The following is a 14,504-nucleotide window of genomic DNA, read 5'->3' on the forward strand; positions in this document are numbered from 1 at the left end:
GCACGGTCGACGCCCTGGACAACGCGGTCCCCGAACCCGCCGACACCCCTGAGGCCGACACCCCCGAACCCGACCCCGCGCCTTCCGAAGCCGCCGCGGCCCTCCCGCTGGCCGCGCGCCGCCGCGCCGCCATCCTCGCCGCGCTCGCGGACTCCGGCGCCGCCCGGGTGCTCGACCTCGGCTGCGGCGAGGGCCGGCTGCTCGTCGACCTCCTCGCCGACCGCCGCTTCACCGAGATCGTCGGCATGGACGTGTCCACGCGCGCCCTGCGGATCGCCGCCCGCCGACTGCGCCTGGACCGGCTGGGGGAGCGGCAGGCCGCCCGGGTCAACCTCTTCCAGGGTTCCCTGAGTTACGTCGACACCCGGCTCGCCGGCTACGACGCCGCCGTGCTCAGCGAGGTCGTCGAACACGTGGACCCGCCCCGGCTGCGGACGCTGGAGCACGGCGTCTTCGCCGCCGCGCGACCGCGCACGGTGGTCGTCACCACCCCGAACGCGGAGTACAACGTGCGCTGGGAGACGCTGCCGGCCGGCGAACTCCGGCACCACGACCACCGCTTCGAGTGGACCCGCGCCGAGTTCCGCCGCTGGGCCGAGGACGTCGCCGCACGCCACGGCTACACCGTCGCCTTCCGCCCCGTCGGCGAGGAGGACCCGGAGGTCGGACCGCCCACCCAGCTCGCCCTCTTCACCGCCACCGGGCCCGACGAACCGGCCGGACCGGCCGACCGCGACCGTGCCGGCACACGCCGGAAGGAGACCGCCGCATGACCACGCTCGCCGTTCCCGACCTCTCGCTGATCGTGCTGATCGGCACCACCGGCTCGGGCAAGTCCACTTTCGCCGCCCGGCACTTCGCGCCCACCGAGGTCGTCTCCTCCGACTTCTGCCGCGGCCTGGTCAGCGACGACCAGAACGACCAGAGCGCCAGCGCCGACGCCTTCGACGTGCTGCACTACATCGCCGGCAAGCGGCTGGCCGCCGGCCGGTTGACGGTCGTCGACGCCACCAACGTCCAGTCCGAGGCCCGCCGCCAGCTGCTGCGGCTGGCCAGGGAGCACGACGTGCTGCCGGTGGCCGTGGTGCTCGACGTGCCCGAGGCCGTCTGCGCCGAACGCAACGCGGCCAAGCCCGACCGCGCGGACATGCCCGCCCACGTCATACCCCGCCAACGACGGGAACTGCGCCGCTCGTTGCGCGGTCTGGAGCGCGAGGGCTTCCGGCGGGTGCACGTCCTGCGCGGCGTCGAGGAGGTCGACGGCGCCGAGATCGTCCGCGAACGCCGCTACAACGACCTGCGGCACGTCACGGGACCGTTCGACGTGATCGGCGACGTGCACGGCTGCCGCGCCGAACTGGAGTCCCTGCTGGGCCGGTTGGGATACCAGCTCACCCGCGACGCAGGCGGCCGCGCGGTGGGCGCCCACCACCCCGAGGGCCGCACCGCCGTGTTCGTCGGCGACCTCGTCGACCGCGGCCCGGACAGCCCCGGCGTGCTGCGCCTGGTGATGGGCATGGCCGAGGCCGGCAGCGCGCTGGTCGTCTCCGGCAACCACGAGCAGAAGCTCGGCCGCCATCTGCGCGGCCGCAAGGTGCGCCTGGCGCACGGACTCGCCGAGACCGTCGAGCAGTTGGCGCGCGAGGCCGAGAACGACCCGGCGTTCCCCGCCCGGGTCGCCGAGTTCGTGAACGGCCTGATCAGCCACTACGTGCTGGACGGCGGCCGGCTGGTCGTCGCGCACGCCGGCCTGCCGGAGAAGTACCACAACCGGACCTCCGGCCGGGTCCGCGCGCACGCCCTGTACGGCGACACCACCGGCGAGACCGACGAGTTCGGGCTGCCGGTCCGCTACCCCTGGGCGGAGGACTACCGGGGCCGGGCCGCCGTCGTCTACGGCCACACCCCGGTCCCGGACGCCGCATGGCTGAACAACACCATCTGCCTGGACACCGGCTGCGTCTTCGGCGGCGCGCTGACCGCGCTGCGCTGGCCCGAGCGGGAACTGGTCGACGTCCCGGCCGAGCGCGTCTGGTACGAGCCGGTGCGGCCGCTGGGCGCGGGGTCCCCGAGCGGCCGTCCGCTGGCGCTGACCGACGTCGCCGGCCGCCGGGTCGTCGAGACCCGGCACCTGGGCCGGGTCGCCGTCCGCGAGGACAACGCCGCCGCCGCGCTGGAGGTGATGAGCCGCTTTGCCGTCGAGCCCGGACTGCTGCCCTACCTGCCGCCCACGATGGCCCCCTGCGCGACCTCCCGCGAGGAGGGCTATCTGGAGCACCCGGCCGAGGCGTTCGCCGGGTACGCGGAGGCGGGCGTGCGGGAGGTCGTGTGCCAGGAGAAGCACATGGGCTCCCGGGCCGTGGCCCTGGTCTGCCGGGACGCGGCGACCGCCGAGAAGCGCTTCGACGCGCACGGCGGCGTCACCGGTGCGCTCTACACCCGCACCGGGCGCCCTTTCTTCGACGACCCCGCCCTCACCGGCGCCCTGCTGGACCGGTTGTGCGCGGCCGTCGACGCGGCCGGGCTGTGGCAGGAACTGGACACCGACTGGCTGCTGCTCGACGCCGAGCTGCTGCCGTGGTCGGCGAAGGCGGCCGGACTGCTGCGCGAGCAGTACGCCGCGGTGGGCGCGGCCGCCGGCGGCGTCCTGCCGACCGTCGTCGCCGACCTGGAACGGGCCGCGGCACGCGGTCTTCCGGTCGGCTCGCTCCTCGCCGACCAGCGTGAACGCGCCGACTGCGCGGCCGCGTTCACCGAGGCGTACCGGCGCTACTGCTGGCCGGTGGACGGCCTGGAGGGCGTCCGGCTCGCGCCGTTCCAGCTGCTCGCGGCGGAGGGCCGCAGCCTGGCCGGCGAGCCGCACGACCGGCAGCTCGCGCTGATCGACCGCCTCGTCGAGGCCGACGCCGGCGGGCTGCTGCGCCGCACCGACCGGTTCCTCGTCGACACCGGCGACCCCGAGTCCGTCGCCGCCGGCACCCGCTGGTGGCTGCGGCTCACCGAGGCCGGCGGCGAGGGCATGGTCGTCAAGCCGCTGCACCCGCTCACCCGGCGCCCGGGCGGGCGGCTCGTCCAGCCCGGCGTGAAGTGCCGGGGCCGGGAGTACCTGCGGATCGTCTACGGCCCCGAGTACACCAGGCCGGGCCAGCTCGAGCGGCTCCGCGAACGCCACCTCGGCCACAAGGAGTCCCTGGCGCTGCGCGAGTACGCCCTCGGTGTGGAGGCGCTGGACCGGCTCGCGGCCGGCGAACCGCTGTGGCGCGTCCACGAGGCGGTCTTCGCCGTCCTCGCCCTGGAGTCCGAACCGGTGGACCCCCGCCTCTGACGGCGACCGGACGCCTCCGCGGCTCGCCGCCCGCCCACCGGGCGGCGGGCCGCAGGTTGCGCCGCGGGGCGAAATCCCGGCGGCGCACTGGGCCAACGGCCGCCGCTCGGACAGGATGGGGAGATGGGATTCCACGTCGACTCCGAGGTCGGCCGGCTGCGCCGCGTCATCCTGCACCGACCGGACCTGGAGCTGAAACGGCTCACGCCGTCCAACAAGGACGACCTGCTCTTCGACGACGTGCTGTGGGTGCGGCGCGCGCGCCAGGAGCACGACACGTTCGCCGACATACTGCGCGACCGCGGGGTGGAGGTGCACCTCTTCCGTGACCTGCTCACCGAGACGCTGGACGTGCCGGCGGCCCGCCGGCTGGTCCTGGAGCGCGTCTTCGACGAGCAGGCGTTCGGGCCGCTGGCCGCCGACCGGCTGCGGGCCGGCTACGACGAGCTGCCGGCCACCGAGCTGGCGAACGTGCTCATCGGCGGCGAGACCAAGCGCGAGTACCTGGAGCGGCAGCCGGAGCCCGTCTCCGTCCACTTCCACTCCCTGGCCATGGACGACTTCCTGCTGAACCCGCTGCCCAACCACCTCTTCACCCGAGACACCTCGGCGTGGATCTACGACGGGGTGGCGATCAACGCCATGCGCTGGCCGGCGCGGCAGCGGGAGACCGTGCACTTCGAGGCGATCTACCTGCACCACCCGACGTTCGCCGAGGCGTCCTTCCGGGTGTGGTCCCGGGCCGGCAGCAGCCACCCGTCGACGATCGAGGGCGGTGACGTGCTGGTGATCGGCAACGGCGCGGTGCTGGTGGGCATGAGCGAGCGGACGACGCCGCAGGCGGTGGAGACGCTGGCCAGGGAGCTGTTCCGGGCCGGCTCCGCGCGGGTGATCGTGGCGCTCGACATGCCCAAGCGGCGTTCGTTCATGCACCTGGACACGGTGATGACCATGGTCGACAAGGACACCTTCACCCAGTACGCGGGTCTTGGCATGCTGCGCTCGTACACGATCGAGCCGGGCGGCTCGGGAGACGAGCTGAAGGTGACCGACCACCCGGCGGAGGAGATGCACCACGCCATCGCGGCGGCGCTGGGCGTCGGGATGGTGCGGGTGCTGACCGCGACCCAGGACGTGCGTTCCGCCGAGCGGGAGCAGTGGGACGACGGCTGCAACGTGCTGGCGGTGGAGCCGGGCGTGGTGGTCGCCTACGAGCGCAACGTCACCACCAACACCCACCTGCGCAAACAGGGCGTCGAGGTGCTGGAGATCCCCGGGAGCGAGCTGGGCCGGGGGCGCGGCGGGCCGCGCTGCATGAGTTGCCCGGTGGAGCGGGACGCGGTGAGCTGAGGAGGCGGGCGGCCCCACGGGTCGGACGGCGGCGCGGACACCCCGCCTGCATAGTGATGCGTGCTCTCGTATACACTTCCGACTTGAGTCCGTTGCACACGACCGTAGGAGCGCCGCATGGCGACAGACCTCAAGGGCCGCCATTTCCTGAAGGAGCTGGACTTCACCGCCGAGGAGTTCCGCTCACTGGTCACGCTTGCCGCAGAGCTGAAGGCGGCCAAGCGGCTCGGCACCGAGCAGCAGCGGCTGCGCGGCCGGAACATCGTCCTCATCTTCGAGAAGGCCTCCACCAGGACCCGCTGCGCCTTCGAGGTCGCCGCCGCGGACCAGGGCGCCCGCACGATGTGCCTGGACCCGGCCGGCTCCCAGATGGGCCGCAAGGAGTCCACCAAGGACACCGCCCGGGTGCTGGGCCGGATGTTCGACGCGATCGAGTACCGGGGCAGCGCCCAGAGCGCCGTCGAGGAGCTGGCCGAGCACGCCGGCGTCCCCGTCTACAACGGACTCACCGACACCTGGCACCCCACCCAGATGCTCGCCGACGTGCTCACCATGACCGAGCACAGCGACAAGCCGCTGGAGCGGATCAGCTACGCCTACCTCGGCGACGCCCGCTACAACATGGGCAACTCCTACCTCGTGACGGGCGCGCTGCTCGGCATGGACGTCCGCATCGTCGCGCCCCGCGAGCTGTGGCCCTCCCCGGAGGTGACGGCCCGGGCGCACGAGCTGGCGGAAGCCAGCGGAGCCCGGCTGCTGATCACCGAGAAGGTGGACGAGGGCGTCGCCGGCGCCGACTTCGTCGCCACCGACGTGTGGGTCTCGATGGGCGAGCCCGCCGAGGTGTGGGACGAGCGCATCAAGCTGCTCGCGCCCTACGCGGTCACCTCCGACGTGCTCGCCGCCACCGGCAACCCGGGCGTGCGGTTCCTGCACTGCCTGCCCGCCTTCCACGACCTGGGCACCGAGGTCGGCCGGGAGATCCACCAGCGCCACGGGCTCACCGCGCTGGAGGTCTCCGACGAGGTCTTCGAATCCGAGGCGTCGCTGGTCTTCGAGGAGGCCGAGAACCGCATGCACACGATCAAGGCCGTCCTCGTCGCCACCCTCGGCGACCAGCCCTGACCCGCCACGGCCGGGCCGCCACGGCCTGACCACCACGGCCGGCCCGCGCCGCCCGGTCCTCCGCACCCGTGCGACCGGCCCTCCGCGCCGTGCAACCGGATCATCCCGCCACGGCGTCCTAGCCGTCGACCAGCCCGAGCGGGCATCCCGGGGCGCGAGCCCTGCCGGGATCCCCACTCGGGCGACCGACCGAGGGGGGACCATCCATGCGAGCGACCCGTTCCACGCTGACCACCATCGCGGCGGTGACGCTGCTGGGCGCGCTGGCCACGGCCTGCAGCGCCGGCCCGGACAGCCCCGGAGCCACGTCGAAGCCGGCGCCGGGCGCCGCCCAGCAGGCCGAGCGGCTGTCGGCGACGGCTCCTCTCGACGGCCCCTGCGAGGCGGCCGGCCGGGGCTGCGAGCAGCTGCTCTCCGCCCACTCCGACCAGCGGGACGAACAACGCGCCGGCTTCCGGCCCGCCGCCTCGCGCGACCACTGGCTCTACGTGGACTGCCAGGGCGAAGGCGCCCTGACCGTGGACGTCGCCGGGGACTCGGTGGAGGTTCCGTGCGCCGACCGGTCACCCGGCGTCACCGGCGTCCGGCACCAGTTCGGCGCCGGCACGCTGCCGACCGGCTACCAGCGCGTCACGGTGAGCGGCGACGACAACGTCAGGTGGTCGCTCGCCGTCGTCGCGGGCACCGAGAACCTGGCCTGATCGCGGGGGAGCCGTGCGGCGGGCCTGCTGCGGCTGTCCGCCGCGGCTAGTCGCGGCGGTAGCCGCGCATCTCCTCTTCCCAGAGTTCCTCGTCCGGGGTGCGCTGGTCGGGGCCCGGTTCCTCGTCGAACCAGGCCTCGTCCGCCTCCCGGCGGTTCCCCACGATCGCCGCCACCGGGGGGATCATCGCGGCGACCACACACATCGCCACGGCGATCGGGACGGAGACAAGCCGCACGAAGACCGTCGCGCTGAGGAACAGCGTCAGACACACTGTCATCAGCGCGAAGTACCGCCGACGCCGCCGTGCGTACATACCTCCACAGTACGACCGGCCGCCGGGCGTGCACAGTTTCCCGGCACGGAAGGGCGGGCCCGGCCACCGGCCGGGACGCCGCCCGGGTGGCCGTGGCCTCGACTGCTCCCCGCCACCGCCCGTCAGCGGCCGCCGGCGGCGCCCATCGCCTCCATGTCCATGTACATGACCTCCCAGTGGTGGCCGTCCGGGTCCTGGAAGCTGCGGCTGTACATCGGGCCCTCCTCCATCGTGTCGCCGGCCGGTGCGCCGCCGGACGCGAGGGCCTTGTCGCACAGCTGGTCGACCTCCGCGCGGCTGTCGGCGCTCAGGCACAGCAGCGCCTCGGTGGTGCTGCCGGTGTCCGCGATCTGCTTGCTGGTGAACCGCTTGAAGAACGGCTCGGTGAGCAGCATCGCGTAGATGGTGTCGCTGAAGACCACGCAGGCGGCGTTCTCGTCGGTGAAGTCGGGGTTGATGCCGAAGCCGAGCTCGGTGAAGAACTTCTTGCTGACCTCCAGGTCCTTGACCGGGAGGTTGACGAAGATCATGCGGGCCATGTCGGGCTCTCCTCGGTGTGCTCCGGCCGCCACCTGCCGGCGGTCGGTGTGTTCGAAGAGGTAGACGGGCGGCGTCCGGGGAACTCATCGCTCGGAGCGGAGGAGAATCCGAAAGTCTTCGCCGCCCCCGCCGGTGCCTCGGCGGGGGCGGCGCGGTGGACCGGGGTGGCGCGCTGCCGTGGCTGCGTCCACCGCCCCACCCCGGTGGCCTGTGGGTCTCTCAGCCCGCCGGGACCGGCGCGGCGTGCGAGTGGTCGTGTGTTGCCGTGGGCTCGTGGTCGCAGGCCTCGTCCAGGCCGTACGTCTCCCAGGCGGGGAACGGGTCCTGCCCGTCCTCGACCGTCTCGCCGTCGGCCAACAGGCAGCGTTCCAGCGCCTCTTGGAGGGCGTCCGCATCCAGCTCGGTGCCGATGAAGACCAGTTCCTGACCCTGGGACGCGGGCGCCTGCAGGCCACCGGCGCCCACCTCGCGGGCACCCGACGGCTCGAAGCGGGCCACCGAGCCGGCCTGCGACCACAACCCGGTCACCCGGGGCCGGCTGGCGAGCCAGAAGAAGCCCTTGGAGCGCAGCACCCGCCCGAACTCCCCGCTGTCCATCCGCTCGGTGACAAAGCGCCACAGCCGCTCGGGGTGGAAGGGGCGGTCGGCCCGGAAGACCGTGCTGGAGATGCCGTACTCCTCGGTCTCCGGTACGTGGTCGCCGTTGAGCTCCATGACCCAGCCGGGCGCCTGCTGCGCCTTCTCCAGGTCGAACAGCCCGGTGCCGAGGACCTGCCCGAGGTCGATCCGGCCGTGACGGGCGGGCACCAGGCGGGCGACCGGGTTGAGCCTGGCGAGCGCCGCGCGCAGCCGGTCCGCGTCGGCCGCGCCGACCAGGTCCAGCTTGTTGAGCACGATGACGTCCGCGAACTCGACCTGGTCCATCAGCAGGTCGCTGACGGTGCGCTCGTCGTCCTCGTACTGGTCGAGCCCGCGCTCCACCAGCCCGTCGCCGCTGGTCAGCTCGCGCAGGAAGTTGGCGGCGTCGACGACGGTGACCATGGTGTCCAGCCGGGCGAGGTCGCCGAGCGTGGCGCCGTCGTCGCGGGGGAAGGCGAACGTCGCGGCGACGGGCATCGGCTCGGAGATGCCGCTCGACTCGATCAGCAGGTGGTCGAAGCGGCCCTCCCGGGCCAGCCGGTCGACCTCCTCCAGCAGGTCGTCCCGCAGGGTGCAGCAGATGCAGCCGTTGGTCATCTCCACCAGCCGCTCCTCGGTGCGGGACAGCGTGGCCTCCCCGCCCCTGACCAGCGCGGCGTCGATGTTGACCTCGCTCATGTCGTTCACGATGACCGCGACCCGCAACCCCTCGCGGTTCGCCAGCACGTGGTTGAGCAGCGTGGTCTTGCCGGCGCCGAGGAAGCCGGAGAGCACCGTCACCGGCAGCCGGCGGTCGTCGTCCGCCCGGGACATCGCGCTCAGCCCTCCGGGCGCAGCAGGCCGCGCTCGTACGCCTTCACCAGGCGCTGCGGGACCATGTAGACGCTGCCGTCCACGGTCACCGGGACGAGCTGCTGCGTCGTCGCCTTCCACTGCGCGCGGCGGTGGCGGGTGTTGCTGCGCGACATCTTCCGCTTGGGTACGGCCATGGGAGTCCTCCGGGAGTCCGGCTGCGTGGGCCCCCGCACCGTACCTGAAAACGGTTCTCGTTTCTAAATCGGCTTCCGTTCGACCCCCGCCGGGTCCGTCCTCAGCTCCAGGGCGTGACCGCCAGCCGGAGCCGGGCGCCGAACCCGAGGAGCGGGTCCGCGGTCTCGGGAAGCCGCACGTGCGCCACCCACTCGCCGGAACGCGGCTCCTCGTCGCGCAACGGCACGTTCTCGGGTGTGTGGTCCTTGATCGTGCCGCGGATGACCGAGTTCCAGTCCGCCCGGACCTCCTCGCCCCCGGAGCCGGGACGGTGGTCCACCACCAGGGTGTCGGCGAAGTCCGACGCCTGCTCCAGATGGTCGCGGAAGCGCAGGAAGCCGCCCCGCGCCCGCAGCGCCAGCACCCGCAGCTGGAGCGCGTACCGCATGGCCGGACTGCCGGGCGGCCTCGGCAGGTCGCTGCCGAGGAAGACGCTCGCCAGCGGCGTCCGCACGCCGCCCGCCGTCTCCTCCGCGTCCAGTTGGACGGGGCACCAGTGGGCCGCAAGCCGCTCGTGAGTGACGATCGGCAGACCGCGCACCGACACCATGACCTCCGCCTGCCACGTGACGTCCCGCTCCGCCGGAAGGCTGTAGTCCACCAGCGACACCTCGATCCGGCGGTCCCCGAAGAGGAAGCGCCGCAGGTTCTCGTAGCCCTCCTCCGAGTTGACCAGCCCGTACCGGCCGCTGTGGCTGCGGTGCACGTACGCGACGTGCGCGCCCGGCACAAACGCGTTCTCGATCTTGACCAGGCCGTCGCTCCTCGCCCCGACCGTGGCGGACGACAGCCCGAAGGCCACGTCGTAGTCGGCCGGGTTGGTGCCCACCAGGCAGAACACCCGGTCCGTGGGGAAGGACAGCTCGCCCTCCGGCATCCGCCGGGCGTCCCAGCCGCTCGGCGGGCCGTCGCCCACCCGACGCGCCTGTGAGGTCAGGTACTCGTACATGCGGCGCGGACCGAAGACGTCCGCGCCCTTGATCCCCGTGACGTCCCGCAGCTTCTCCAGGACCCCGTAGCCGACGTCGAAGGTGATCCCGCCGTGCGGCGTGCCGTAGGTGAACAGGGTGTCGACGTACTCCGCCGGGTCCTCGCCCAGGTCGGGGAGGATCTTCTGGAGCAGGCAGCGGGCGATCAGCCCGCCCATCGAGTGCGCCACCAGGTGCACGCGTGGCGCGCCGCTCTTCTCCCGAAGCGACCGCACGAGCCGCAGCAGGTCGAGCGCCGCCGACTCCAGGCGGAACCGCTCGGGCTGGTCGCCCCACGTGCTGGCGTACCGGTCGTAGAAGCGGTGGACCCAGATGCTCTCCCGCGGTATCTCGTCGTGCGCCTCCAGATACGCCTCCTGGCCCCCCTCGACCAGGACGTGGTAGCCCTCGTCGAGATGGAGCCGCAGCAGCGGGCTCTCGAACTGGTGGAACGCCGGCTCGTTCCGAGCGCCGACCCGCACATGGGTCGAACCTTCGTTGAACCCGTAGAACGGGTCCTTCACGGCGTTGTTGATGCCAGAGGTGTCGCCGGCGAAGCCCCTGACGTACACGATCGGAAACCTGCCAGGCACGGTTCCTCCCGGGGCAGCTGGCTCGGCCGGGCAGGAGAACGCGGGACAGGCGTCGTCGAGGCGCGGAACCGCCCCCGCCCGGCGGGCCCAACGGCTCATCTTTCCGGGCGGTTTCCCACCGGTCGAGGTGGGGACACTTCGACCGTACGTCGGCGCGCCGTGCCCTGCCACCGGGTGGCGGGAGGCGGCCGCCGACTACGCGAGGACGCCGCCGGTCGGCCTGAAGCCGGCGGCGTCCTCGGCGTCCGCGGGCGTGGTCAGCGCCGGCGCCAGAGGGCGGGAGCCGACGGCGGCTCCCAGCCGGGCTGCGCGGTGTGCGCCTGGAGGCACTCGTAGGTCGCGCCCGAGTAGGTCACCCGGTCCCCGAGGCGGTACGCGGTACCCACCGCCCAGGTGCCGCCGGGCGGCGTCGGTGACGGCTCACCCGGGCCCTGCCGGAGGTTGAGCACGAAGTCGAACGTCGCCTCCCGTGCGGACCCCGACTGCCGGACGTTCATCAGCAGCGCGGGGTTGAACAACTGGTCGGTCGCGTTGCGCGGCTCGTTCGGGAAGTACAACTGGGTCGTCAGCACCGGACGACCCGGCGCCTGCGCCTTGACATGAAGATGCCGCGTCCGGCCCGGATACAGGCCGGGGACGATCGTCTCCAACCGGAACGCGCCCCGGGAGTCGGTGAACTGGTGCCCCCGGTAGCGGAACCCCCGGTTGTCATAGGCGCCGTTGACGTCAGCCTGCCAGAAGTCCAGCAGCACGCCGGACACCGGCTGGCAGCCGAGGCCGAACACGTACCCGGTCACGGTCAGCCGGACGCCCTGCGCCCCCGGCTCCAACAGGGATGTCCGGCGCGGCGAGTTGGGTTTGAAGTAGGGGCCTTCCATCTGCGGCGGTGTGGGGTCGTCACCGTCGTCGCACATCGGTGTGGGGACGAGCGGGCGCCCGCTCGGCGCGGCGTCCCTCGCGAGCGCCGCACCACCGAGCGCCGTGGAGAGCGGGACGGCGGCAAGCGCCACCTTCAACAGCCCCTTCCGGCTGATGCCGCCGCCCGGCGACTGCTCCTGTTCTTCCTGCACAAACGCCTCCTGTTGCCTGTGGGGGGACGGGTCCCGGAAGACGCTAGGAGACATCCCGCCACCCGGCGATGGACTGAACACCGCAGACATGGTGACCAACCCGTCCCACGCCGGGCTGCGGCGTGGTGGCCTCAGCGGTGGGCGGGATCCCGTGCGGGGGCCGGGCGCGGCGCGAGCAGGGCTGTGCGGCGGAAGGAGCCGGGGCTCATGCCGGTCTCGCGGCGGAAGAAGCGGCAGAAGTAGGCGGCGTCGGGGTAGCCGACACGGTCGGCCACCCGGCGCACGGACAGTTCCGTCGCGATCAGCAGCCGCTTGGCCTCCCGGACCCGGGCCTCCCGCAGTAGCTGGCTCGGCGTCCGGCCCGTCGCCCGCTTGACCGCCTCGGTGAGGTAGCCGCCGCTGACCCCGAGGCGGGCGGCGTGCTCGCCGACCGACGCGCCGACGCCGTCGGGCAGACCGAGCAACCCGAGGAAGTCCCGGGCGAGTTCCCGCGCGCGGTCCTCGACCCCGGGCCGGCCCGAGGTGTCGTGCGCCGGCCCGGCGGCCGACCGCGCGGCGCGGACCAGCAGGACGTGCAGCAGCGACTCCAGTACCGAGCGGTGGCCGCTCGCACCGCACTCGTACTCCTCGCGCATCTCCCGCAGCAGCCTCGTCAGCCCCCGCGCCTGTTCGGCCGGGAGGGGGAGCAGCGGCTGCGTGCTGAGCGAGCGCAGCAGTTCCTCGTCCTCGGGATGGGTCAACAGGAAGTCCGGGTTGAACAGCACGACCCAGCCGGAGAGTTGCCCGGTCAGCTCCCAGTGGTGGACCTGACCGGGCCACACCACGCACAGTTGCGGCGGCTGGAGCGGCCGGCACACCGAGTCCACGACATGGCGGCCGGAGCCCTCCGCGACGTACACGACCTCGTGGAAGGAGTGCCGGTGCGGGAAGGAGGCGCGGGAGAGCGGGCCGATCGTGTCGAAGGTGCCGAGCGCGAACGGCAGCAGATGCGGGGCGGGAACGTCGAGCCGGTGCAGGGGCACGGGATCCGCGGACGCCGCCGGGCCGTCGGGAACGCGGGGCATGCCCTCACGGTAGGCGCCGCGCGCCACCCCGACGGCCCGAACGCGGAGATCCGCGCCGCCGGCGTCCCGCGCCCGGTTTCCCCGGCGGGGCGGCGAGGCTTCCTCAGCGGGGCGGCGAGGCGTCGAGCGGGGCGCGCAGCGCCGACCGTCCGGCCCGCCAGGCGGGAAGCACGTGCGCGGCGAACCGCGCCTCCACAAAGCCGGTGGCGCGGATGCCGAACACCACGTCGGGGGCCAGGTGCGGCTCTTCCTCCAGCAGGCCGTCCAACACCTCGTGGCGCACCACCTGTTCGTGGACGGCGTCCGCCTCGACGTGCTCGTCGTAGAAGCGCTGCGCGGCCGGCCCGGCGCCGGCGGCACGCAGTGCCTCGGCCAGCCGCGCGGAGCCGGGGGAGGAGGTGATCTCCACGGCGGCGAAGTGCCCCGCCAGCGCGCCCCGCAGGGACCTGCGCAGCCCGAACAGGGACATCATGTTGACGGTCGCCAGCGCCGCGGCCGGCGCGTGGTCGAGGTAGCGGCCGTAGCGGGCGTCGAGTCCGAGGTCCGTCATGAGGTCGGCGAAGAGCCGCGCGTGCACGTCCTCCGCCCGCCCCGCGCCGAACTCGTCGTACTCCACCGCGACCATGGCCGCCTTCGCCCGCCCCCACAACCGGGGCACCACCCACAGGTGGGGGTCGGCCTCCTTCAGGTGGTACAGCGACCGCAGCGCCGCGTACTCGGTCAACTGCCAGAGTTCGCTCGACCGTCGGAGGTGGTGGCTGACGCTGTCGGGGTCGTGGCCGACGGGCTCCACCAGCAACTCTTCCACGGCGGCGGCCACATCGCCGTCCCCGCCCCCGTCGGCGTCACCCGTGCCCTCCCGCAGCGCGGCGAGGAACCGGGCGTCCGCGGCCGCGCGGACGGCGAGCAGCCCGGGGTCCCATTCGGCGTCCGCGTCCACCGAGCGGAAGCCCCGGTAGTGGAGTTCGTAGAGGACGTACAGCAGCAACTGCAGGTCCTCGCCGAACGGGTCCTGTTCGGCCACCGCCGCCGGGCTGGGGAGCGGCGAGCCGGGCTCGCGCAGGGCGGTGATGACGGCCTCGGACAGTTCGCCGCGCGCGTGCGGCAGCGGCGGATCGGTGTGGTGCGGCGTCGCCCCCGCGACGGCTGTGCTCACCTGTGCCTCCTGGAACACTTCCTGGAGATCCCGGCCGGGGTGCCGCCCCGGACCGTCCTCCTGCCGGCCGGTCGCCGCCCGGTCCCGTTCGTCAGCACGCGCGGAGCCGGCGGGGCGCTGCCGCCGGCGGTGGCTGGTGTCGCACCAGGGGAAGACCCGGCTGCGGGCGCAGGTGCAGATGGCGTTCTGGAAGCGGTCGGAGGTGTGCGTGCCGTCGTTCTCGGTGACCACCTCGACCGGGCCCTCCACCATGACGGGGCCACGGCGGCCGACCCGCAGGCGCCGCCGGGTGTCATCGCCTGCGGGCATGGACGACCACCAGCTCCTCCGCGTCGGAGTCCTCCGGCACCAGCCCCAGGGCGCGGAGCCAGGAGAGCCGCTGCCGCATGACCGGGCCGAGCGGGACGTGCCGACGACGGCCCACGGCGGCGTCGAAGCCCGTCTCGCGGAGGCGGGCCAGCGTGCGCTCCGGGTCGCAGAGCGCGGAGTGGACGAGCAGCAGCCGCCCGCCGCGCCGCAGCACCGAGGGCGCCGCGTCGCAGACGCGGTCCAGCAGGTCGCGGCCGTCCCAGCCGGCGTCGTGGGTGCGCCGGGCGCCCCGCGGGGGCGCGGTGGCGGGGGTCGGCAC

The 14,504-nt window shown here is 73.4% G+C and carries 14 protein-coding genes and 1 pseudogene; 5 read left to right on the top strand and 10 right to left on the bottom strand.

Annotated features, from left to right (window positions below; genetic code table 11):
- The 5 genes from GL263_RS09680 to GL263_RS09700 all read left to right on the top strand — a co-directional run.
- Positions 1 to 773 (top strand): methyltransferase (locus GL263_RS09680; RefSeq protein ID WP_182855193.1); only part of this gene is annotated, 773 nt, incomplete at its 5' end.
- Positions 770 to 3,325 carry a polynucleotide kinase-phosphatase gene (locus GL263_RS09685; RefSeq protein WP_182855194.1) on the top strand — a complete coding sequence of 852 codons (2,556 nt, stop codon included), beginning with the start codon at positions 770 to 772 and terminating at the stop codon, positions 3,323 to 3,325. The genes GL263_RS09680 and GL263_RS09685, both read left to right, overlap by 4 nt.
- 123 nt (positions 3,326 to 3,448) lie before the next feature.
- Entirely contained in the window at positions 3,449 to 4,675 is a 1,227-nt protein-coding gene (locus GL263_RS09690; protein WP_182855195.1) for an arginine deiminase, read from the top strand.
- A gap of 117 nt (positions 4,676 to 4,792) precedes the next feature.
- Entirely contained in the window at positions 4,793 to 5,800 is a 1,008-nt protein-coding gene (gene argF, locus GL263_RS09695; protein WP_182855196.1) for an ornithine carbamoyltransferase, read from the top strand.
- A 206-nt stretch (positions 5,801 to 6,006) separates the two neighbouring features.
- The gene (locus GL263_RS09700; protein WP_182855197.1) at positions 6,007 to 6,501 is read left to right on the top strand and encodes a hypothetical protein; all 495 of its coding nucleotides are present in this window, start codon (positions 6,007 to 6,009) and stop codon (positions 6,499 to 6,501) included.
- A 46-nt stretch (positions 6,502 to 6,547) separates the two neighbouring features.
- Here GL263_RS09700 and GL263_RS09705 read toward each other — a convergent pair whose 3' ends face one another.
- The 10 genes and pseudogenes from GL263_RS09705 to GL263_RS09745 all read right to left on the bottom strand — a co-directional run.
- Positions 6,548 to 6,817: a DUF3099 domain-containing protein gene (locus GL263_RS09705; RefSeq protein WP_182855198.1), complete on the bottom strand. Its 270-nt coding sequence runs from the start codon at positions 6,815 to 6,817 to the stop codon at positions 6,548 to 6,550.
- A 122-nt stretch (positions 6,818 to 6,939) separates the two neighbouring features.
- Positions 6,940 to 7,356, bottom strand: a complete 417-nt coding sequence (locus GL263_RS09710) for a VOC family protein (RefSeq protein WP_182855199.1) — start codon at positions 7,354 to 7,356, stop codon at positions 6,940 to 6,942.
- Positions 7,357 to 7,576: 220 nt separating this feature from the next.
- The gene (locus tag GL263_RS09715) at positions 7,577 to 8,809 is read right to left on the bottom strand and encodes a GTP-binding protein (protein WP_182855200.1); all 1,233 of its coding nucleotides are present in this window, start codon (positions 8,807 to 8,809) and stop codon (positions 7,577 to 7,579) included.
- A 5-nt stretch (positions 8,810 to 8,814) separates the two neighbouring features.
- Positions 8,815 to 8,985 (bottom strand): 50S ribosomal protein L32, encoded by a 171-nt coding sequence (gene rpmF, locus GL263_RS09720; protein ID WP_182855201.1) that lies wholly within the window; start codon positions 8,983 to 8,985, stop codon positions 8,815 to 8,817.
- 101 nt (positions 8,986 to 9,086) lie between these two features.
- On the bottom strand, positions 9,087 to 10,586 hold the full coding sequence (locus GL263_RS09725) for an alpha/beta hydrolase (RefSeq protein ID WP_323379323.1): 1,500 nt from the start codon (positions 10,584 to 10,586) through the stop codon (positions 9,087 to 9,089).
- A gap of 257 nt (positions 10,587 to 10,843) precedes the next feature.
- The gene (locus tag GL263_RS09730; protein ID WP_182855203.1) at positions 10,844 to 11,710 is read right to left on the bottom strand and encodes a carbohydrate-binding protein; all 867 of its coding nucleotides are present in this window, start codon (positions 11,708 to 11,710) and stop codon (positions 10,844 to 10,846) included.
- 77 nt (positions 11,711 to 11,787) lie between these two features.
- Positions 11,788 to 12,720, bottom strand: a complete 933-nt coding sequence (locus GL263_RS09735) for a helix-turn-helix transcriptional regulator (protein ID WP_182855204.1) — start codon at positions 12,718 to 12,720, stop codon at positions 11,788 to 11,790.
- Between the two features lie 103 nt (positions 12,721 to 12,823).
- Complete coding sequence (locus GL263_RS09740; protein WP_323379325.1) at positions 12,824 to 13,876, bottom strand: iron-containing redox enzyme family protein; 1,053 nt, start codon at positions 13,874 to 13,876, stop codon at positions 12,824 to 12,826.
- Positions 13,877 to 14,014: 138 nt separating this feature from the next.
- A pseudogene (locus tag GL263_RS28825) lies at positions 14,015 to 14,185 on the bottom strand (CDGSH iron-sulfur domain-containing protein); the annotation flags it as partial.
- Positions 14,169 to 14,504 (bottom strand): class I SAM-dependent methyltransferase (locus tag GL263_RS09745; RefSeq protein WP_500294562.1); only part of this gene is annotated, 336 nt, incomplete at its 5' end. The gene GL263_RS09745 and the pseudogene GL263_RS28825, both read right to left, overlap by 17 nt.

The sequence above is a fragment of the Streptomyces durbertensis genome, assembly GCF_014156695.1.
Taxonomy (GTDB): Bacteria; Actinomycetota; Actinomycetes; order Streptomycetales; family Streptomycetaceae; genus Streptomyces; species Streptomyces durbertensis.

Excerpts from the sequence above, each read along its gene's own strand:
- GL263_RS09735 (WP_182855204.1), bottom strand. The coding sequence starts at position 12,720 with ATGCCCCGCGTTCCCGACGGCCCGGCGGCGTCCGCGGATCCCGTGCCC.
- GL263_RS09705 (WP_182855198.1), bottom strand. The coding sequence starts at position 6,817 with ATGTACGCACGGCGGCGTCGGCGGTACTTCGCGCTGATGACAGTGTGT.
- argF (WP_182855196.1), top strand. The coding sequence starts at position 4,793 with ATGGCGACAGACCTCAAGGGCCGCCATTTCCTGAAGGAGCTGGACTTC.
- GL263_RS09730 (WP_182855203.1), bottom strand. The coding sequence starts at position 11,710 with ATGTCTCCTAGCGTCTTCCGGGACCCGTCCCCCCACAGGCAACAGGAG.
- GL263_RS09715 (WP_182855200.1), bottom strand. The coding sequence starts at position 8,809 with ATGTCCCGGGCGGACGACGACCGCCGGCTGCCGGTGACGGTGCTCTCC.
- GL263_RS09710 (WP_182855199.1), bottom strand. The coding sequence starts at position 7,356 with ATGGCCCGCATGATCTTCGTCAACCTCCCGGTCAAGGACCTGGAGGTC.
- GL263_RS09690 (WP_182855195.1), top strand. The coding sequence starts at position 3,449 with ATGGGATTCCACGTCGACTCCGAGGTCGGCCGGCTGCGCCGCGTCATC.
- rpmF (WP_182855201.1), bottom strand. The coding sequence starts at position 8,985 with ATGGCCGTACCCAAGCGGAAGATGTCGCGCAGCAACACCCGCCACCGC.
- GL263_RS09700 (WP_182855197.1), top strand. The coding sequence starts at position 6,007 with ATGCGAGCGACCCGTTCCACGCTGACCACCATCGCGGCGGTGACGCTG.
- GL263_RS09685 (WP_182855194.1), top strand. The coding sequence starts at position 770 with ATGACCACGCTCGCCGTTCCCGACCTCTCGCTGATCGTGCTGATCGGC.